Source organism: Cupriavidus sp. 05N38 (assembly GCF_056397345.1).
Genome location: NZ_JBFTNF010000014.1, coordinates 24,434 through 43,557, shown reverse-complemented (window position 1 = coordinate 43,557; position 19,124 = coordinate 24,434). Strand labels below are relative to the sequence as shown.

At 66.4% G+C, this 19,124-nt stretch carries 18 protein-coding genes; 10 read left to right on the top strand and 8 right to left on the bottom strand.

The features are described 5' to 3' along the window. Positions 1–60: 60 nt before the first annotated feature. Both AC1DK4_RS13200 and AC1DK4_RS13195 read left to right on the top strand, forming a co-directional pair. Positions 61–2,136, top strand: coding sequence for an acetate--CoA ligase family protein (locus AC1DK4_RS13200; RefSeq protein WP_441613508.1), 2,076 nt, complete (start codon positions 61–63; stop codon positions 2,134–2,136). Positions 2,137–2,197: 61 nt separating this feature from the next. After that, positions 2,198–2,944 (top strand): SDR family NAD(P)-dependent oxidoreductase, encoded by a 747-nt coding sequence (locus AC1DK4_RS13195; protein WP_441613507.1) that lies wholly within the window; start codon positions 2,198–2,200, stop codon positions 2,942–2,944. Positions 2,945–2,971: 27 nt separating this feature from the next. On the opposite strand, the gene AC1DK4_RS13190 is transcribed toward AC1DK4_RS13195, so the two are convergent. Beyond that, complete coding sequence (locus tag AC1DK4_RS13190; protein WP_441613506.1) at positions 2,972–3,958, bottom strand: AraC family transcriptional regulator; 987 nt, start codon at positions 3,956–3,958, stop codon at positions 2,972–2,974. 326 nt (positions 3,959–4,284) lie between these two features. Between AC1DK4_RS13190 and AC1DK4_RS13185 the strand changes: the two genes are divergently transcribed. The 5 genes from AC1DK4_RS13185 to AC1DK4_RS13165 all read left to right on the top strand — a co-directional run bounded on the left by AC1DK4_RS13185 (position 4,285) and on the right by AC1DK4_RS13165 (position 10,114). Then, complete coding sequence (locus AC1DK4_RS13185; RefSeq protein WP_441613505.1) at positions 4,285–5,058, top strand: glucose 1-dehydrogenase; 774 nt, start codon at positions 4,285–4,287, stop codon at positions 5,056–5,058. Positions 5,059–5,111: 53 nt separating this feature from the next. Then, on the top strand, positions 5,112–5,618 hold the full coding sequence (locus AC1DK4_RS13180; protein WP_441613504.1) for a 2,4'-dihydroxyacetophenone dioxygenase family protein: 507 nt from the start codon (positions 5,112–5,114) through the stop codon (positions 5,616–5,618). 168 nt (positions 5,619–5,786) lie between these two features. Beyond that, positions 5,787–7,403, top strand: coding sequence for an arylsulfatase (locus tag AC1DK4_RS13175; RefSeq protein WP_441613503.1), 1,617 nt, complete (start codon positions 5,787–5,789; stop codon positions 7,401–7,403). Positions 7,404–7,499: 96 nt separating this feature from the next. Continuing rightward, positions 7,500–8,609: a formylglycine-generating enzyme family protein gene (locus AC1DK4_RS13170; RefSeq protein WP_441613577.1), complete on the top strand. Its 1,110-nt coding sequence runs from the start codon at positions 7,500–7,502 to the stop codon at positions 8,607–8,609. 128 nt (positions 8,610–8,737) lie between these two features. Further along, positions 8,738–10,114, top strand: coding sequence for an MFS transporter (locus tag AC1DK4_RS13165; RefSeq protein ID WP_441613502.1), 1,377 nt, complete (start codon positions 8,738–8,740; stop codon positions 10,112–10,114). A 253-nt stretch (positions 10,115–10,367) separates the two neighbouring features. Here the strand turns inward: AC1DK4_RS13165 and guaA are convergent, their stop codons facing one another. The 3 genes from guaA to guaB form a co-directional block, all read right to left on the bottom strand. Beyond that, positions 10,368–11,987 (bottom strand): glutamine-hydrolyzing GMP synthase, encoded by a 1,620-nt coding sequence (gene guaA, locus AC1DK4_RS13160; protein WP_477131577.1) that lies wholly within the window; start codon positions 11,985–11,987, stop codon positions 10,368–10,370. Then, positions 11,962–12,573: a hypothetical protein gene (locus AC1DK4_RS13155; protein ID WP_441613500.1), complete on the bottom strand. Its 612-nt coding sequence runs from the start codon at positions 12,571–12,573 to the stop codon at positions 11,962–11,964. Before AC1DK4_RS13155 ends, guaA begins: the two co-directional genes overlap by 26 nt. Positions 12,574–12,700: 127 nt before the next feature. Further along, complete coding sequence (gene guaB, locus AC1DK4_RS13150) at positions 12,701–14,164, bottom strand: IMP dehydrogenase (RefSeq protein WP_477131576.1); 1,464 nt, start codon at positions 14,162–14,164, stop codon at positions 12,701–12,703. Between the two features lie 123 nt (positions 14,165–14,287). Between guaB and AC1DK4_RS13145 the strand changes: the two genes are divergently transcribed. Beyond that, on the top strand, positions 14,288–15,247 hold the full coding sequence (locus AC1DK4_RS13145; RefSeq protein WP_441613498.1) for a DMT family transporter: 960 nt from the start codon (positions 14,288–14,290) through the stop codon (positions 15,245–15,247). A gap of 168 nt (positions 15,248–15,415) precedes the next feature. Further along, the gene (locus AC1DK4_RS13140; RefSeq protein ID WP_441613497.1) at positions 15,416–15,982 is read left to right on the top strand and encodes a DUF4124 domain-containing protein; all 567 of its coding nucleotides are present in this window, start codon (positions 15,416–15,418) and stop codon (positions 15,980–15,982) included. A gap of 25 nt (positions 15,983–16,007) precedes the next feature. Here AC1DK4_RS13140 and AC1DK4_RS13135 read toward each other — a convergent pair whose 3' ends face one another. Next, complete coding sequence (locus AC1DK4_RS13135) at positions 16,008–16,352, bottom strand: RnfH family protein (protein WP_441613496.1); 345 nt, start codon at positions 16,350–16,352, stop codon at positions 16,008–16,010. Beyond that, positions 16,339–16,776, bottom strand: coding sequence for a type II toxin-antitoxin system RatA family toxin (locus tag AC1DK4_RS13130; protein WP_441613495.1), 438 nt, complete (start codon positions 16,774–16,776; stop codon positions 16,339–16,341). Before AC1DK4_RS13130 ends, AC1DK4_RS13135 begins: the two co-directional genes overlap by 14 nt. 292 nt (positions 16,777–17,068) lie before the next feature. On the opposite strand from AC1DK4_RS13130, the gene smpB reads away from it, so the two are divergent. Continuing rightward, positions 17,069–17,521, top strand: a complete 453-nt coding sequence (smpB, locus tag AC1DK4_RS13125) for an SsrA-binding protein SmpB (RefSeq protein ID WP_441613494.1) — start codon at positions 17,069–17,071, stop codon at positions 17,519–17,521. An 85-nt stretch (positions 17,522–17,606) separates the two neighbouring features. Here smpB and AC1DK4_RS13120 read toward each other — a convergent pair whose 3' ends face one another. Then, a complete protein-coding gene (locus AC1DK4_RS13120) occupies positions 17,607–18,533 on the bottom strand; it encodes an SPFH domain-containing protein (RefSeq protein WP_441613493.1) in 927 nt (308 codons plus the stop codon). A gap of 79 nt (positions 18,534–18,612) precedes the next feature. Next, positions 18,613–19,038 (bottom strand): NfeD family protein, encoded by a 426-nt coding sequence (locus tag AC1DK4_RS13115; protein ID WP_441613491.1) that lies wholly within the window; start codon positions 19,036–19,038, stop codon positions 18,613–18,615. Positions 19,039–19,124 lie beyond the last annotated feature (86 nt).

Genomic DNA, 19,124 nt, shown 5'->3' with positions numbered 1-19,124 from the left:
CTCCTGCCCACAACCCTGCCAGCCTGATCCATGAATACGACTGCCTCCCTGGAACGACTGTTGAACCCGCGTTCGGTCGCCATCATCGGCGCCTCGGACGATCCATTGCGAATCGGCGGCCGGCCGATCGCCTCCATGCGCAAGCTTGGCTATGCGGGACGCATCCTGCCGGTCAACCCCAATCGCCGTGAAGTGCAGGGCCTGCAGGCCTGGCCCTCGGTCGCGGCCTTGCCGGAAGTCCCTGACGTGGCCATCGTGGCCGTCCCCTCCGGCCAGGTGCTGGAAGTGCTGAACGCACTGGGCGAACGCGGCGTGCCCGCGGCCATCCTGTTCAGCGCCGGCTTTGCCGAAGTCGGCGGCGACGGCGTGGCCATGCAGGCCGAGCTGGTGGCCGCGGCACGACGCACCGGCATGCGCCTGCTCGGGCCGAATTCGCTCGGCCTCGTCAACCTGCATACCGGCTTTGTCGGCAGCTTCTCCTCACTGGCTGGCATCGACGACGTGCGCGCCGGCCGGGTCGGTATCGTCAGCCAGTCCGGCGCGTACGGCAGCCACCTGGTATCAGCCATGGTGGATTCGGATGTCGGCCTGTCGAACATCGTCATGACCGGCAATGAGGCCGACCTGACGCTCGGCGAGATCGTCAGGCTGATGGTGGACGATCCCAACACCGATGTGATCGCCCTCTACTCCGAAGGCATCAACGATGGCGACGGCCTTGTCGACGCGCTGAAGGCCGCGCGCGCCGCGCGCAAGCCGGTGGTGATGATGAAGGTCGGCCGCAGCGAGGTGGGTGGCGCCGCGGCACAGTCGCACACCGCGTCGATCGCCGGCAACGATGCGGTGGTCGATGCCGTGCTGCAAGAGCTCGGCGTGGTGCGCGCCTACACCACCGAAGCAATGCTCGACATTGTCCGGCTGGCCACGCGCAGCGTGTTCCCGGCCGACAACACGCTGGGCGTGATCACCGTCAGCGGTGGCGCCGGCGTGATCGTGTCGGACGCCGCCGAGGAATACGGCGTGCCGATGCCAGAAATGCCCGCCTCCGCGCAGGCCGCGCTGCTCAAGCGGCTGCCCATCTGCGCCCCGCGCAATCCGGTTGACACCACGGCGCAGTTCATCAACGACCCGACGCTGGTGCAGCCGTTCATGGACATGATGCTCACCGAAGGCGGCTATCGCACGGTGCTGGGCTTCTTCAGCTATGCCGGCACCACGGGCCAGGTGGCGCCGGTGCTGCGCGAGCAGCTCGCACGGGTGCGCGCCGCTTATCCGGACCGGCTTTATGTGCTGGTGCTGCGCGGCCCGCGCGAGGTACTGCGCAACTACGAGGCCGAGGGCTTTACGGTGTTCGAGGACCCGACCCGCGCCGTCGCCGCGATCGCCGCCATGGGCCGTTTCGGCCGCGCCTTCGCCATGCAGCCGCTGGCGCCCGCGCCGCAGGTCGGACCGGTGGCCCTGCCGGCGCAGACGCCCAGCGAGGCGCAGGGCAAGAAGCTGCTGGCCGAAGCCGGCATCGCCAGCGCGCCGGAGAGCGCCTGCAGCGCGGTCGAGACCGCCGTGCTGGCGGCGCGCGAGATCGGCTACCCGGTGGTGATGAAGATCCTGTCCCCGGACATCCTGCACAAGTCCGAGATCGGCGGCGTGCTGCTGAACGTGAGCGACGAGGCAGCCGTGCGCAGTGGCTTTGCCACGCTGATGGAACGCGCCGCCAAGGCCGCGCCCGAAGCGCGCATCGAAGGCGTGCTGGTGGCAAAGCAGCTGGGCGGCGGCGTCGAATGCATCATGGGGATCAACCGCGACCCGGTGTTCGGCCCGATCGCCATGTTCGGTCTCGGTGGCGTATTCGTGGAGGTGCTCAAGGACGTGGTGTTCCACCGCTGCCCCTTCGGCGAGGACGTGGCCGAAACCATGATCCGTTCGATCAAGGGCGCGCCGCTGCTGTTGGGCGCGCGGGGCCGGCCGGTCGCGGATATCCCGGCGCTGGCGCGCACGCTCTCGCGCCTGTCGGCCTTCGCCGTGGCCGCGGGGCCGCGCCTGCAATCGATCGACCTGAACCCGGTCTTCGCGATGCCGCAGGGCGAGGGCGCGTACGCCGCCGACGCGGTCGTTGAAATCAATACGGACGCGGCCTGATGCGTGGGGGAAGGGCCGCCCTGGCGGCCCTTCCCCGTTTTTTTCCAGAGGATCTTCAGACATGAACCTTCAGAACAAGATCGCTATCGTCACCGGTGCCGCTTCCGGCCTGGGATTCGCGACATGCGAGGCACTGGCCGCGGCCGGCGCCACGGTGGTGGGCTTCGACCGCGATGCCGCCCGGCTCGCCGAGGCAATGGGCCCGGCGATGACGGCCATCGCCGTGGATGTTTCCGACGAGGCCAGCGTCAAGGCCGGCGTGCAAGCCGCGCTGCAAGCGCACGGCGCAGTCCATGTCGCCGTCAACTGCGCGGGCGTGCTGGGCCCGAGCAAGACGCTGTCCAAAGGGCAGCTCTTTCCGATGGACCTGTGGAACCAGGTGCTCGGCGTCAACCTCACCGGCACGTTCAACGTGATTCGCCATGCGGCGCTGGCGATGAGTGCCAATACCCCGGATGAAGGCGGCGAGCGCGGCGTGATCGTCAATACCGCGTCGATGGCGGCCAGGATCGGCCAGATGGGACAGGCCGCATACAGCGCCAGCAAGGCGGGCGTGGTCGGCATGACGCTGCCGATCGCGCGCGACCTGGCCGAACACGGCATACGCGTGATGTCGATCGCGCCCGGGCTGTTCGAATCCGGCATGTCGGCCGCCATGCCGCAGAAGGTGGCCGACGGCTTGCTGGAGAAGATGCTGTTCCCGCGCCGCATGGGCAAGGCCGCCGAGTTCGCCGGACTGGTGCGGCACATCGTCGAGAACCGCTATCTCAACGCCAGCACCATCGAGATCGACTGCGGCTCGCGCTGATCCGGCGCCGCCGGTCCCTTGCCCTGGTCAGCCCGCCTGCCGGAGACGATCCCGATACCGGTTGGGCGTGACGCCCTTCCAGCGCCGGCAGGCGCGGATGAAATTCGAGACCTCGCCATAGCCGAGCGCTTCGGCCACCTGCTCCAGCGTCAGGCCGCTGGCGAGCAACTCCTCGGCCAGTGCTTCGCGCACTTCTTCCTGCAGCTGGCGGAAGCTGGTGCCCTCCTCCACCAGGCGGCGGCGCAATGTGCGGGAGGTCATATGCAGTTCTCCGGCTAGCGTCTCCATGTCCAGCCACTGGCCCGGCCGGGCCACCATGCGGTCGCGCAGCTTGCCCGCAAGGCCATCGCGCGCCTGCCGGCGGGCGAGCATCGCCTGGCATTGCGCTTCGCACTGGCTCGCCACCTCGGCGCTGGCGCCCGGCAGCGGATGGTCAAGATAGCCGGATGCGTCCTTGACGATGCGGTTCTCCGCAGCCGCGAAGCGCGGCATGATGCCGAACAGCGCCAGGTAGGGGCGAGCATCGGCAGGCTCCGGCATGCGCAGGCTGACGCTCTGCACGGGCAACGTGGTGTGGATCAGGTCGCGCATGATGCTCGTCATGCTCGCGCAGTCGCGCTCGACGATAAACGTGCGCACGTCTTCCGGCACCTTGCTGTCGTCGAGGGTGGAAACCAGCGTGTCCCCCACCACTTCGGTGTGGATATCGGGAAACGGATACGAGAGATCGAGATAGCGCACCGCCATGCCGATGGCATGGCGCAGCGTGGCGCAACTCAGCAGCGCAAACCCCCAGATGCCATAGGTCGCCAGCCGGTAGCGCAGGCCAGCATCGATGCCCAGGCCCGGGGCATGTCCCAGCGCATTCACAAGGTTGCGTATCAGCCGCAACTCCTGCTCCGCTTCCACCACGGCGCCCGGGTTGGCCAGTTGCTGCCAGTTCAGGCCGGTCCCTTGCAGGCAGCGATCCCCCGACAAGCCATGGTCGAGCCCGAACTGCAGCAGCAGCTGCACGCTCGGTCCATTGTGACGGGGAACATGCCTGACGGTACGCATCGGCGCGAAGGAATTGGGTTGTCCGGAAATGATAACTATCTGTCCGAATATGCCATAACACCGACGCGCGCGCCCACTTAGCATTACTACCCATCGAGTGGCGTATCAACGCCCGAAAGACAAGAACCAGGAGACAACCCCCGTCGTCGCGGCTACCGCAGCGACACCCACCGTCCGGCAGCGCCGGACCGGTTCACTGCGCCAGCACGCGGCGCGGCATTGGTGCTCATCCATCGCACCAGGCGCGCCAAATCCCACCTTTGACAGACAAGGACATATCGACCATGCGAATGCAGGACAAGATCGCACTCGTCACCGGCGGCGCCTCGGGCATGGGCCTCGCCTTCTCGCGACGACTGGCCCGGGAAGGCGCCCGGGTCTTCTTCACCGATATCAACGAGACCGGCGGCCGGCAGGCCGAAGCGGAACTGAGGCAGGCAGGACTGCAAGCTGCTTTCCTGCGGCACGATGTCGCGCAGGAAGCCGACTGGCTGCGCGTGCTGGACCATATCCGCGTGGCCGAAGGCCGGCTGGACGTGCTGGTGAACAATGCCGGCATTGCCATCTCCCAGACCATTGAAACCTGCACGCTCGAAGACTTCGACAAGATCCTCAACGTCAATCTCAAGAGCGTCTTCCTGGGCTGCAAGCATGGGCTCGCGCTGATGAAGGCAAAGGGCGGCTCGATCATCAACGTGTCGTCGATCACTGCGATCTGCGGCGAGCCGATGGCGCCCGCCTACAGTGCGTCCAAGGCAGGCGTTCGCTTTCTGTCGAAGTCCGTGGCGCTGCACTGCGCCGAAAAAGGCTATGCCATCCGCGTCAACAGCCTGCATCCCGGCTACATCGATACGCCGCTGCTCGCCAGCGGCAACACCGGCAGCCTGAGCGAAGCCGAGCTGATGGCCTCGCGCATGCGCATCGGCGGCGAGATCCCGCTCAAGCGCCGCGGCACGCCCGACGAAGTCGCGGGCGCCGTCCTGTACCTGGCCAGCGATGACTCCGCCTATGTCACCGGCACCGAACTGGTGGTCGACGGTGGCTATGCCTGCCATTGACTGCCATCGACCTTTGCTCTGCGCACCAATTTCTGATCCAGGAGACCCTGACCATGGCACTTCCCGAAACCATCACCCATCAGGACAAGCTCCTGTACGTCGACACCACCGCGCACCCCTTCCTGAAGGCCTTCGGCGGCCATGAAGGCATCGAGATCTTCCCGCTGTTCCTGGACCCTTGCAACGGCGTATGGATCATCCGCGCCCGCTTCGCGCCCGGGCTGACGCTGCCGCTGCACTTCCACACCGGCGTGGTTCACTTCTACACCATGAGCGGCAGCTGGTACTACACCGAGTACCCCGACCAGAAGCAAACCGCCGGCTGCTATCTGTATGAACCGGGTGGCTCGATCCACCAGTTCAACACGCCGGCCGACAACGACGGCCCGACCGACGTGATCTTCCAGGTCATTGGCGCAAACGTGAACTTCATGCCGGACGGCTCCTTCATCAGCCTGTCGGATGCCGGCCAGATCAAGGCCTGGGTGGACCAGGCCATCCGTGCGCAGGACAACGGCATGAAATACATCTCGGGCGGCCTGCCGGGCCTTTCCGCCTGACGAATCGCTTCGGAGAATGCACAGATGCTACGCACGATGGGCTTTCCCGGCCAGTACGTGCAGGGCCCCGGCGCCCTGCGGCAACTGGGCGCCCTGCGCGGCAGGATGGGCTGGAAGCGGCCGGTGGCATTGCGCCAAGCCTGACCCTCACCTTCACCGGGAAGAATCATGACCGAACGAATGAAACGCGCGCTGGCCGCGATCGCGACGGGACTGGCCGTTGCCGTTGCCAGCCCGTTTGCCGCCGCGGCCCAGGGCAGCAGGCCGAACATCCTCGTCATCTGGGGCGATGACATYGGCTGGCAGAACATCAGCGCTTATGGCATGGGCACCATGGGGTACACCACGCCGAACATCGACAGCATCGGCATGGCCGGCATCCGCTTTACCGACCACTATGCGCAGCCGTCCTGCACGGCGGGGCGCGCGGCGTTCATCACCGGGCAATACCCGATCCGCTCCGGCATGACCACGGTCGGCCAGCCGGGCGACAAGCTCGGCCTGAAAGCTGAATCGCCCAGCCTGGCCGAGGTGCTCAAGCGCCTTGGCTACCGTACCGGACACTTCGGCAAGAGCCATCTGGGCGACCACAACGAGAACCTGCCGACGGCGCATGGCTTCGATGAATTCTTCGGCAACCTGTATCACCTCAACGTCGAAGAACAGCCGGAGTACCACGACTACAAGCACTACGCGAGCGACTATCCGGGCGGGCCCAAGGCATTCGCGCAGAGGTTCGCGCCGCGCGGCGTGCTCCACGCCTTCGCCACGGACAGCGACGACGCCAGCACGGATCCGCGCTTCGGGCGCGTAGGCCGGCAGAAGATCGAGGACACCGGCCCGCTCACCATGAAGCGGATGGAGGACTTCGATGCGGAGGAAGTCATTCCAAAGGCCATCGACTTCATGCAGAAGTCAAAACAGGAAGACAAGCCGTTCTTCGTCTGGCTCAACACCAGCCGCATGCATCTGTACACCCACCTCAACGACAAGTGGCGTTACGCGGCAGCCAGGTACACGCATGAAGATGACCTGCACGGCGGCGGCATGCTCCAGCACGATCACGATATCAGCCTCGTACTGGACTATCTCAAGCGCAGCGGCCTGGACAACAACACCATCGTCTGGTACTCGACCGACAATGGCCCGGAGCACTCGTCGTGGCCGCATGGCGCGACTACGCCCTTCCGTGGCGAGAAGATGACGACCTACGAAGGCGGCGTCCGGGTGGTGTCCATGCTGCGCTGGCCGGGCGTCATCAAGCCGGGCCAGATCAAGAACGGCATCCAGGCGCATCAGGACATGTTCACCAGCTTCGCGGCCGTAGCCGGCGCTCCCGACGTGGCGGAGCAGATGCAGCGCGAGAAGAAGCAGTACATCGACGGGATCAACAACGTCGACTACTGGACCGGCAAGTCGCAGGAAAGCGCGCGGCGGGACTTTCTCTACTACTACGAGAGCAAGCTGGCGGCGGTGCGCATGGGCCCGTGGAAGTTCCACTTCTCGGTGAAGGAGGATTACTACAGCGACCTGCGTCCCCGCACCATCACCATGCTGTTCAACCTGCGCAGCGACCCGTTCGAAAGCTATGACAGCAAGGATTCCTACGGTCATCTGGTGCAGAAGGCAGCGTGGATGGCGGGCCCGCTGGGCGAATTGATCGGGAACCACCTGCAAACGCTGGGGGAATATCCGCCGGTGCAAGCGGCCAAGTCGTTTGACCGCTCGAACATGGTGCAGGACTTCCTGCAGCAGAAGCGGCAGCAGGCTGCCGGGCGGCAATAGGAGTCTCCGATGGAACGCAGCGGGCAGCTCGGGGCACGAGCGGTGAAGACATCGGGAGGCGGCCGGCTGGCCACGCGGCGCCACGGCCGCGCAATCATGCTGGCCTTCGTGGCATGCGTTGCCGCCGCCACCGGCGGCGGCCTTGCCTGGTGGCAGGCACGCACCCATGCACCGGGCGCCGTCGTCGCCAGGCCTGGAGATGGCGTTAGCGGGCCGCGGGGCATGGTCCACATCCCCGGCGGCGAATTCCTGATGGGCAGCGACAGCAAGATGGCCCAGGACAACGAGAAGCCCGCGCACAAGGTGCGCGTCCATGGCTTCTGGATGGACCAGCATCACGTCACCAATGCCGAGTTCCGCAAATTCGTCGCGGCCACCGGTTACGTCACCACTGCGGAAAAGACCCCTGAATGGGACACCCTGAAGGTCCAACTGCCGCCGGGCACGCCGCGCCCGCCCGCCAGCGCGATGGTGCCGGGCGGCATGGTGTTCGTGGGCACATCGCGGCCGGTGCCGCTGCAGGACTATTCACGCTGGTGGCGCTACGTTGCGGGCGCCGACTGGCGCCATCCGGGCGGGCCCGGCACGTCGATCGATGGCAAGGACGACCACCCGGTGGTGCAGGTCTCCTATGAAGACGCGCAGGCCTATGCCCGATGGGCCGGCAAGCGCCTGCCGACGGAAGCGGAGTGGGAGTTCGCGGCACGCGGCGGCCTGGCGCAGGCGACCTATGCGTGGGGCGAGAAGTTCGCCCCCGACGGCAAGCAGATGGCCAACGCCTGGCAGGGGCAGCAGGCGCAGCCCTTTCCCGTGGTGAGTCCCAAGGCGGGCGGCGCGCCGGGCACGAGCCCGGTCGGCACCTTCCCGGCCAACGGCTACGGCCTGCATGACATGACCGGCAATGCCTGGCAGTGGGTAACGGATTGGTACCGGCCCGACCAGTTTCAGCGCGAAGCCGCTCTCGGCCGGCTGATCGAGAATCCCGCGGGTCCCGTGGCCTCCTGGGATCCGGGCGAGCCCGGCGTTCCCGTCAACGCGCCGAAGCGCGTCACGCGCGGCGGCTCCTTCCTCTGCAACGAGGACTACTGCCTGAGCTATCGCCCCAGTGCCCGACGCGGCACCGACCCTGACAGCGGCATGTCTCACCTCGGTTTCCGGCTGGTCATGGACGACAGTCGCTGGGATGCGAAGCAGCGCGATCGCTAGCCTCAGCCTCCTGATCGGGACGCTCTCCACAACCGGCTCTTCGCCGCCCCGAAGCGGTCCCTGTACAAGCCAGGCACAACAACAGCGTAGACCAACGCCAATGCAACGCCCCTCTGGGAGGAGACACGATGACAGATGCCAAAAAGACCATTGACGTAAAGCAGTTCATCGACGGACAGCGGTTCTCGCCATATCAATGGCTGATCCTGGTCGTCTGCTTCCTGACCATTGCCATCGACACCTACGATGCCTTCGCCGTCGGCTTCGTTGTCCCGGTGCTGATGCAGGCATGGCACCTGGACAAGGCGGTCTTCGGGCCCGTCATGAGCGCATCGATCCTCGGCATGGCGATCGGCGCCCTGCTGGCCGGCCCTCTCTTCGACCGCACCACGCCGAAGACCGTGATGGTTGCCTCCATGATCCTGTTCGGCCTGTGCAGCTTCGGCAGCATGTTTGCCGAAACGCCGCTTTCGCTGGGTATCTGGCGATTTCTCACCGGCCTTGGCATCGGCGCGGCGGTGCCGGGAGCCACGACACTCGTCTACGAGTACGCACCGGCAAGGCGCAGCGCGCTACTCGTCAATACCATGGGCTGCGGAGGAATGATCGGCGCGGCGGCGTGCGGCATGACCGCCGGGCTGCTGATTCCGGCCTACGGCTGGAAGAGCCTGTTCGTGGTGGGTGCGTTCATGCCGATCGCCCTGGCGATTGTCGTGCATTTCACGGTGCCGGAGCCGCTGCGTTTCATGGTGCTGCGCCAGTGGCCGGCCGAACGGATTGCCGCCGTGCTTCGCCGCATCGCCCCGGCGCATGACTTCGAAGGCGCGCGCTTTGCCTTTTCCGAAGATCAGCCCAAGGGCCCCGGATCGGGGATGGCCGTCATGCTGTCGAAGCCGCTGCGCGCGGGAACGCTGGCGCTGTGGCTGACCTACTTCGCCGGCACGTTCGCCTACTACCTGCTGATGGGCTGGATGCCCACGCTGATCCAGGAGTCAGGCGCGACCTTGCGGCAGGCGACGATCGCGACCAGCCTGTTGGCCCTGGGCGGCATCATTGGCGCCTTCCTTGTCGGCTGGCTGATGGACCGCTTCGAGCGCAACAGCGTCGTGGCGCTGGCATTTGCCCTGGGCGGCGCCTCGGTCTGGCTGATCGGGCAACAGGCCGGCAGCCCGATCTGGCTCGCCGCCAGCATCCTGCTTGCCGGCGTGGGCCTGAATGGCGCGATATTCTCGATGGGCGGCCTCGCTGCAGCGTTCTACCCGACGCATGGCCGCTCGGCAGGCATCGCATGGATGTACGGCATCGGCCGCATTGGCGGCATCCTCGGGCCAATCACCGGCGCTGTCATGCTGCGCGCGGGGGGCGCCGACGTGTTCTTCACGATCGTGGCGGCCACCATCCTCTTCCCTGTGCTGGCGCTTTGGTTCAAGCGCAGGGCAACATCAGGCGCAGGCGAGATCGCAGCCTCTGTCCGTGACGGGGTCGGAAGCAGCCGCTTGCGCTGACAATTCGACCAACCCCTGCCCGCCATCGCTGCCGTTCGGACTTGCCAGGCCGAACGGCAGCATTGGGGCGCAACGCGCGCGGCTTCGGGTCCATCTTCCGTCCCGCGGTCAAAACCTGTGCCGGACAGCTACAGCCACGCCGTACCTGCCCTTCTGCCCTGCGCTCGGCAAGTAGCCGGCGGCAAAGCCGTTGGGCGAGGAATCGAAATTCAGCCCGGCGCTTCTTTTTCGATAGTCCCCGAAGAACCCGGTTTCACTCCCACTCGATCGTCGCAGGCGGCTTGCCCGACACGTCATACACCACCCGGTTCAGCCCCCGCACCTCGTTGATGATCCGGTTCGAGCAGCGGCCCAGCAGCGCGTACGGCAGGTGCGCCCAGTGCGCCGTCATGAAGTCGGTGGTCTGTACCGCGCGCAGCGCGACGACGTAGTCGTAGGTGCGGCCGTCGCCCATCACGCCGACGGACTTGACCGGCAGGAACACGGCGAAGGCCTGGCTGGTCAGGTCATACCAGCTCTTGCCCACTTGCGCGGGTTCGCACAGGCCGGCGGCGGCGTCCTTCTCGGTGGCCAGCGTGCCGCGCAGTTCTTCGATGAAGATGGCATCGGCGCGGCGCAGCAGTTCGGCGTAGTCGCGCTTGACCTCGCCCAGGATACGCACGCCCAGGCCCGGGCCCGGGAACGGGTGGCGGTAGACCATTTCGGGCGGCAGGCCGAGTTCCACGCCGAGTTCCCGCACTTCGTCCTTGAACAGGTCGCGCAGCGGTTCGAGCAGCTTGAGGCCCAGCGTTTCCGGCAGGCCGCCCACATTGTGGTGGCTCTTGATGGTGGTGGCTTTCTTGGTCTTGGTGCCGCCGGACTCGACCACGTCGGGGTAGATGGTGCCTTGCGCCAGCCACTTGGCCTTGCTTAGCTTCTTGGCTTCGGCCTGGAACACTTCGACGAACTCGCGGCCGATGATCTTGCGCTTGGCTTCCGGATCGGTCACGCCGGCGAGGTGGCCGAGGAACTGCTCGGCGGCGTCGATGTGCACGACCTTGGCATGCAAGCGGCCGGCGAACATTTCCATCACCATCTTGCCTTCGTTCAGGCGCAGCAGGCCGTKRTCGACGAAYACGCAGGTSAGCTGRTCGCCGATGGCGCGATGGATCAGCGCCGCGGCCACCGACGAATCGACGCCGCCGGACAGGCCGAGGATCACTTCTTCGTCGCCGACCTGCTCGCGGATCCGGTTGACGGCTTCAGCGATGTGGTCGCGCATGACCCAGTCGGGCCTGGCGGCGGCGATCTTCTGCACGAAGCGGTCGAGGATGTCGCGGCCCTTGGCGGTATGCGTGACTTCCGGGTGGAACTGCACGGCGTAGTAGCCGCGCGCCTCGTCGGCCATGCCGGCGATCGGGCAGCTCGGCGTGGATGCCATCAGCTTGAAGCCCGGCGGCAGCTCGGCGACCTTGTCGCCATGGCTCATCCAGACCTTGAGCATGCCGTGGCCTTCGGGCGTGGAGAAATCCTCCAGGTCCTTGAGCAGCGCGGTGTGGCCATGCGCACGCACTTCGGCGTAGCCGAATTCGCGGTGATCGCTCCACTCCACCTTGCCGCCGAGCTGCACGGCCATGGTCTGCATGCCGTAGCAGATGCCCAGCACCGGCACGCCGAGGTCCCACACGGCCTGCGGCGCGCGCAGCTGATGGTCTTCGTAGGTGCTGGCGTGGCTGCCGGACAGGATGATGGCCTTGGGCGCGAACTCGCGCACGAATTCTTCCGACACGTCGTTCGGGTGGATCTCGCAGTAGACGTGCGCTTCGCGCACGCGGCGGGCGATCAGCTGCGTTACCTGCGAGCCGAAATCAAGGATGAGGATTTTGTCGTGCATGATGGGCGGATGACGTGTCGTCCGGCGCGGGGTCGGGCATCACTTCCGTGCCCGGGCCATAGCCGGGCGGTGGCGTGAAACCAGGCTCGCGCCGGTATTCGGGTGATTGCGGCCGGCCTGCCACGGGGGGCGCGCCGGCATCCTTGTCTTGCGAATCTTTCTGCAGTTCGCGCTGCGCGCGCAGTTCACGCTCGCGCACGCGCACGCGCTTGGCCGCCGGCAACTGCACGGCCGCGAAAAATGCCAGCACCGCGGCCAGCACCGGCAGCCAGATCTTGCCCGCGCCCTGCACCGGCAGGTCGAGCATGAGCATCCAGGCCACGATCAGCACCGCGCTGACCAGGTTGACCTGGCCCACCGTGCGTGCCACCGCCACCGTGAGCTGCCCGTTGATGGTGGCCTGCCACAGCAGCAAGGCCAGGCCGATCAGCGCCACGCCGAGCAACTGCCCGTAGAGGGGGGGCTGGGGCTGCGGCAACTGCAGCGCGCTGTAGAGCGTCGTGAAAGGCGAAAGCAGCAGGACGATGCCGAGCAGCAGATCCAGCAAGGCATCGAGAAACAGCACAGCTCGCAGCAGAACTTTCATGAAATCTCCTCCGGTCAGGCGTAAGGCCCGGCCTGGGGGCGCGGCCGGCTCGGCCCGGCAGAAAGCTGTACCGGGCCGTGTGACTGGCGGGGCATCGCGCCCCGCGCAGCCACTGGGTCAAAGCGACTTAGTCGATGTAGTAGTTCGGCGCTTCCTTGGTGATCTGCACATCGTGCACATGCGACTCGCGCATGCCCGCGGCCGTGATCTGCACGAACTCCGAGGTCTCGTGCCAGCTGGCGATGGAGCTGCTGCCGCAATAACCCATGGAAGCACGCACGCCACCGCACAGCTGGTGGATGATCGCCGTGACCGCACCCTTGTAGGGCACGCGGCCTTCGATCCCTTCGGGGACCAGCTTGTCGACGTTGGCGGTATTGTCTTCCTGGAAGTAGCGATCGGCCGCGCCGTCCTTCATCGCGCCCACCGAGCCCATGCCGCGGTAGCTCTTGAACGAGCGGCCCTGGTACAGGAACACTTCGCCCGGCGCTTCTTCGGTGCCGGAGAACATGCCGCCCATCATGACCACGTGCGCGCCGGCTGCCAGCGCCTTGGCGACGTCGCCCGAGTAGCGGATGCCGCCATCGGCCACCAGCGGCACGCCGGTGCCCTTGAGGGCTTCGGCCACGTTGGACACCGCGGTGATCTGCGGCACGCCTACGCCCGCCACGATGCGGGTGGTGCAGATCGAGCCCGGGCCGATGCCGACCTTGACGCCGTCGGCGCCATGATCGACCAGCGCGCGCGCGGCGGCGCCGGTGGCGATATTGCCGCCGATCACCTGCACCTGCGGATAGTTCTGCTTGACCCAGCGCACGCGGTCCAGCACGCCCTGGCTGTGGCCATGCGCGGTGTCGACCACGATCACGTCCACGCCGGCCTTGACCAGCAGGTCCACGCGCTCGTCATTGTCCGGGCCCACGCCGACCGCCGCGCCAACGCGCAGCTGGCCGCGGTCGTCCTTGCTGGCCAGCGGGTGCTCCACGGCCTTCTGGATGTCCTTCACGGTGATCAGGCCGCGCAGCTCGAAAGCCYGGTTGACCACCAGCACGCGCTCGAGGCGGTGGCGGTTCATCAGGCGCTTGGCGTCCTCCAGCGAGGCGTCCTCGCCCACCGTCACCAGCTTTTCGCGCGGCGTCATCTTGGCGCGCGCGGGGGCTTCCAGGTCTTCCTCGAAGCGCAGGTCGCGGTTGGTGATGATGCCGACCACGGTCTTGCCTTCCAGCACGGGGAAACCGGAAATACCGTGTTGATGTGACAGCGCAATCACATCCCGGATCTTCATGTCCGGAGGGATGGTGATCGGATCACGCAGCACGCCGGATTCGTAGCGCTTCACGCGCGCGATTTCGCGAGCCTGGTCGGCCGGCTTCAGGTTCTTGTGGACGATGCCAATACCACCGGCCTGCGCCATGGCGATCGCCAGGCGGGCTTCCGTGACGGTATCCATGGCGGCGGATACCAGCGGAATGTTCAGCTCGATCGAACGGGTCAGGCGGGTACGGAGGGAAACATCACGGGGCAGTACCGACGAATAGGCCGGCACAAGCAGCACGTCATCGAATGTGAGTGCTTTCTGGACAAGACGCATAGCAATTCCTCTAGGCGCAAAACCGAATTATACAGGAATGGCACGTTTCTTGACGCGCCTGCGAGTGCCCTTGTGCGAGTCTGCTATGCTCTTTGTCCTTTTTCCGGCATAGGTCTGACCAAGATGGGTATCGGCGTACTGTGCGGCCTGCTGGCCGGCGCGTTCTGGGGCATGGTGTTTATCGCCCCCAAGCTGCTGCCCGTGTTCTCGCCGTGGGAACTCGCGATCGGCCGCTACCTGGCCTATGGGCTGGTCGCGTTCATTGCCGCGCTGCCGCTGATGAAGCGCATCGCCCGCAAGCTGACCCGCGCCGATTGCGTGGCCCTGCTGCGCCAGGCCTTCACCGGCAACCTGCTCTACTACGTGCTGCTGGCCTTCGGCGTGCAGCTGGCCGGCGTCGGCCCGACGTCGCTGATCATCGGCATCCTGCCCATCTCGGTCACCATCATGGGCAGGCGCGACCACGGCGCGGTGCCGCTGTCCCGGCTGATCTGGCCCTTGCTGGTGGTGGCCGCGGGCATCGCCTGCATCAACATCGACCTGTTCGGCGGCGGTGGCGGCGCCCACGGGCAGGCCGGCGCGGCGGCGCTGCGCCCGGCATGGGAGCGCCTGGCGGGCGTCATGTGCGCGGCAGGCGCGCTGGTATGCTGGACGCTCTATGCCGTCGACAACGCGCGCTACCTGCAGCGCAACCCCCAGTACAGCGGCAACGAATGGTCGGCCTTGTACGGCATCTCCACCGGCGTGGTCTCGGTGGTGCTGGCGATCGCTGGCTGGCTGCTGGCCGGCGACAGCCTGGCCGCCGCCGGCAGCGGCCGCGACTGGCACTGGTTCTGGACGGTCAACGCGGCGGTGGCACTGGGCGCGTCGCTGATCGGCAACAACTTGTGGAATATCTCGAGCCGCCGACTGCCGCTCACGCTGTCTGGCCAGATGATCGTGTTCGAGACGCTGTTCGCGCTGGCATATGGCTTTGTGTTCGACCATCGCCTGCCGCGCCCGCTGGAGATTGCCGCCATTGTGTTGTTGATGGTCGGCGTGGCCTGGTCGGTGCGCTTGCACGCCACCGGCAAGTCTGCCTAAACTAGCGGCCAATCCCGGCGGTCAGGGGCGCGCGAGTCACTCGTGGGGCGGGGATCTCCTGCCTGCCTGGGACGACTGCGAATCGTTGCGGATGGCAGTTGCGGCCTGCCGCAGCGCGCGCCCTTCGCAGCCATTGTTCCCCGCAGGCCGTCACCCCGACCCAAGCCAATGAAACCAATGACTGCGCGCAAGACCGCCCGCCCGCTCGCGCTCCTCACGCTCGCCGCCCTGGCCTGCCTTTGCCAGTCCGGCATCGCCCAGGCGCAATGGCAATGGCGCGACGCCAGCGGCCGTACCGTGTTCAGCGATGTCCCGCCGCCGCCCTCGGTGCCGCCCGCCAGCGTGGTCAAGGCCCCCGGGCGCTTTGCCGGCGCCTTGCGGCCCGCCGAGCCGGCGCCGGCCGTGGCGGCCGTGGCGGCCATGTCGGTGAATGCCAGGACGGAGCTGAAAGGCGAGGCGAAAGCAGAGGCCAGGCCGGCCGCGAGCGCGGAAGACGCCTTCCAGAAACGCCGCGCGGACGCGCTCAAGGCCGATGCCGAGCAAGCCACCAGGGACAAGCTCGCCCAGGAACGCCAGGTGCGCTGCACCGAGATGCGCAACTTCGCCACGGCATTGCAGCAAAACCGCCGCATTGCCCTGCCGGCCGCGGATGGCTCGGCGCAGCACCTGAACGACGACCAGCGCCAGGCCGAAATGCAGCGCGCGAACGCGAGCATCGCGGAAAACTGCGCCTAGGCGAGGAAACGGAGCGCCTTGCGCGTCAGCCGCCGCGCAGCCATTTCTGGCCTTCCCTGGTGCCGCCGCGACGGGTTTTCAGCACGCGCTTGCGGCGCGCCGACTTCGGATCCGCCACCAGCGGGCGATAGACTTCGATACGGTCGCCGTCGCGCACGACGGTGTCGGGGGTCTTGAGCTTGCTGAAGATGCCCACGCGCAGGGTGGCGGGATCCACCTCCGGGCAGGCCTGCAGCAACCCGGACGCGCCGATCGCGCCGATGACGCTGGTGCCGGGCGCCACCTCGATTTCCCTCAGGAAGGCGCCTTCAGGGCGGGCGTAGCACACCGATACGCGCACCGTGCCGGCCGCCGCGTCAGCCATTGCCATACACCACCTCGGCCCGCTTGACGAAGGCGTCGACGAAGGTATTGGCGATCATGCTGAACACCGGTCCGATGATCTTCTCCAGCAGGAAGCTGGAGAACTCGTAGTGCAGGTGGAACTCGATCTTGCAGGCGTCCTCGCGCAGCGGCGTGAAGCGCCAGGATCCGCTGAAGACCTTGAAGGGGCCGTCCTCGAACACCATATCGATGCGGGTGGGCCGCTCCTGGGTGTTGCGGGTATGGAAGTACTGCTTGATGCCGTTGAAGTGGATGTGGATCTTGGCGTCGAGCATGGTCTCGGTCTGCTCGAACACCTCCACGCCACCGCACCAGGGGAGGAACTTGGGATAGTCCTCGACTTGCGTGACCAGGTTGTACATCTGCTCGGCGGAGTGGCCGAGCAGCACGGATTTATGGACGTCTGCCATGTATCGGGAAATCGGGTGTATCGGGAAAGCAAGCACGGCCCGAACGAATCCCGGGCGCGGCATGACGCACTGCGGGATCCACCGGGGCGGGCCGGTTTGCTAGAATCGCAATTTTAGCCCACGCACGGCACATCGGCATCCCGGCCGCGTCCTGGCCACAATGCAAGGGCGCCTGGCGGCCTCCCGGCGGCGCGGCCCACCCGCCCGGCTTCCCCATCTGATTTCTGGTTTTTCGTTTTTTTGTTTTTTGTTTTTTGTTTTTTCTTACCTTCATCTCCTCTACCCGGATCGCATGACCATCGCAGACAACAAGAAGGCCTTTTTCGACTACTTCATCGAAGAGCGATACGAGGCGGGGATCGTGCTCGAGGGCTGGGAAGTCAAGGCGATCCGCGCGGGTCGCGTGCAGATCAAGGAGGGTTACGTGGTCGTGCGCGATGCCGAGCTGTTCCTGATCGGCGCCCACATCAGCCCGCTGCAGAGCGCTTCGACCCACATCAACCCCGATGCGGTGCGTACCCGCAAGCTGCTGCTCAAGGCCGAGGAAATCAAGCGGCTGATCGGCAAGGTGGAGCAGCGCGGCTTCACGATCGTGCCACTTAACCTGCATTACACGCGCGGCCGCGTCAAATGCGAGATCGGCCTGGCCAAGGGCAAGAAGCAGTTCGACAAGCGCGAAACCGAGAAGAACCGCGACTGGCAGCGCGAAAAGGCGCGCATCATGAAGGGCGCGACGAAGGAATAAGGCGCGGGGAGCAACGCTCCCGCCTGGCGCCAGCCGCGTGCGTCGCGCGCGCCCTTGCCTGCCCTCCTTGCCTTCCCTGTATCCGCTAGGCCTTCTGCGCTTTCACGATCTGCAGCGCGGCCGCCACCATGCTGCTCATCTCCCCGAGGTTGCCCGGCACGATCAGGGTGTTGCCCTGCTTGGCCAGGTTGCCGAAGGCGCCCACGTATTCCTCCGCTACCTTCAGGTTGACCGCCTCCATGCCGCCATCGGTGCGGATGGCGCGCCCGATCTTCTCGATCGCCTGCGCATTGGCTTCGGCCACGGCCAGGATCGCCGAGGCCTCGCCCTGCGCCCGGTTGATGGCGGCCTGGCGGTCGCCTTCCGATTTCTGGATGGCCGCCTCGCGCGCGCCCGTGGCCAGGTTGATCTGCTCCTGGCGCTTGCCTTCCGACGCCGCGATCAGCGCGCGCTTTTCGCGCTCGGCGGTGATCTGGGCCTGCATGGCATGCAGGATCTCCTTGGGCGGCGTGAGGTCCTTGATCTCGTAGCGCAGCACCTTCACGCCCCAGCTGGCGGCGGCTTCATCGAGCGCGTTGACCACGCTGTGATTGATGTAGTCGCGCTCTTCAAAGGTCTTGTCCAGCTCCAGCTTGCCGATCACCGAGCGCAACGTGGTCTGCGACAACTGGGTGATGGCAACCACGAAATTGCTCGAGCCGTAGGACGCCTTCATCGGATCGGTGACCTGGAAATACAGCACGCCGTCCACCTGCAACTGCGTGTTGTCGCGCGTGATGCAGACCTGGCTGGGCACGTCGAGCGGGATTTCCTTCAGCACGTGCTTGTAGGCCACCCGGTCGATGAAAGGCAGCACCACGGTCAGGCCCGGCGTCAGCGTCGCGCGGTACTTGCCGAGGCGCTCCAGCACCCAGGCATGCTGCTGCGGCACGATCTTGAAGCTCTGCGCCACCAGCACGATCACAGCGACCAGGACCAGCAGGGGCAGCAGGCTGCCGAAGAACTCGAACATGTGACCTCCGTGAGGGGGTTGAAGAAAGACAGAACGGAATAAAAACCGCGGGAAACAGGCCCGCGCCAGGACCAAACGCCTAGCGCGGGCTGACGAACAGGGTGTTGCCGTGCACCTCGACGATGCGGAAGCGCCCGGGCGCCGCGGCGGCGCCGGGCTGTAGCTCGACATCCCATTCGGTGCCGCGGTAGCGCACCCGCGCACGGCCGCCCGAGCCCCACGCCGGCACTTCCAGCTCCTGGCCGATGTCCAGGTTGACGTTGGGATCGCACTCGGCAGCATCGCGCCGCGTGCGGCCGTAGCGGGAGCGCCGCAGCACCACGAAGCCGGCCAGGGCCACCAGCGCGGCCAGCACGGTCTGGCTGGCCGCGGCAAGCCCCCCCAGCGCGGCAAGGCCGCCGGCGGCGGCCCCAAGTGCCACCATCAGCAGGTACAAGGTGCCGAGCGCCAGTTCCGCGATCACCAGCACCGCGGCCAGTGCAAACCAGATGTAGTACGGCGCCATCTCCCCCCCTACCGATCAGCAGTCCCAATTGAAAAACCCCCGCAGCGCCAGGGCGCCTGCGGGGGTTCGGAACACCTGGCGCAGGG

Bases quoted from the DNA above. Each gene is read 5' to 3' on its own strand.
- AC1DK4_RS13140 (WP_441613497.1), top strand. From the start codon at position 15,416: ATGAAACCAATGACTGCGCGCAAGACCGCCCGCCCGCTCGCGCTCCTC.
- AC1DK4_RS13130 (WP_441613495.1), bottom strand. From the start codon at position 16,776: ATGGCAGACGTCCATAAATCCGTGCTGCTCGGCCACTCCGCCGAGCAG.
- AC1DK4_RS13120 (WP_441613493.1), bottom strand. From the start codon at position 18,533: ATGTTCGAGTTCTTCGGCAGCCTGCTGCCCCTGCTGGTCCTGGTCGCT.
- AC1DK4_RS13135 (WP_441613496.1), bottom strand. From the start codon at position 16,352: ATGGCAATGGCTGACGCGGCGGCCGGCACGGTGCGCGTATCGGTGTGC.
- AC1DK4_RS13155 (WP_441613500.1), bottom strand. From the start codon at position 12,573: ATGAAAGTTCTGCTGCGAGCTGTGCTGTTTCTCGATGCCTTGCTGGAT.
- AC1DK4_RS13170 (WP_441613577.1), top strand. From the start codon at position 7,500: ATGCTGGCCTTCGTGGCATGCGTTGCCGCCGCCACCGGCGGCGGCCTT.
- AC1DK4_RS13115 (WP_441613491.1), bottom strand. From the start codon at position 19,038: ATGGCGCCGTACTACATCTGGTTTGCACTGGCCGCGGTGCTGGTGATC.
- AC1DK4_RS13185 (WP_441613505.1), top strand. From the start codon at position 4,285: ATGCGAATGCAGGACAAGATCGCACTCGTCACCGGCGGCGCCTCGGGC.
- AC1DK4_RS13165 (WP_441613502.1), top strand. From the start codon at position 8,738: ATGACAGATGCCAAAAAGACCATTGACGTAAAGCAGTTCATCGACGGA.
- AC1DK4_RS13180 (WP_441613504.1), top strand. From the start codon at position 5,112: ATGGCACTTCCCGAAACCATCACCCATCAGGACAAGCTCCTGTACGTC.
- smpB (WP_441613494.1), top strand. From the start codon at position 17,069: ATGACCATCGCAGACAACAAGAAGGCCTTTTTCGACTACTTCATCGAA.
- AC1DK4_RS13195 (WP_441613507.1), top strand. From the start codon at position 2,198: ATGAACCTTCAGAACAAGATCGCTATCGTCACCGGTGCCGCTTCCGGC.
- AC1DK4_RS13145 (WP_441613498.1), top strand. From the start codon at position 14,288: ATGGGTATCGGCGTACTGTGCGGCCTGCTGGCCGGCGCGTTCTGGGGC.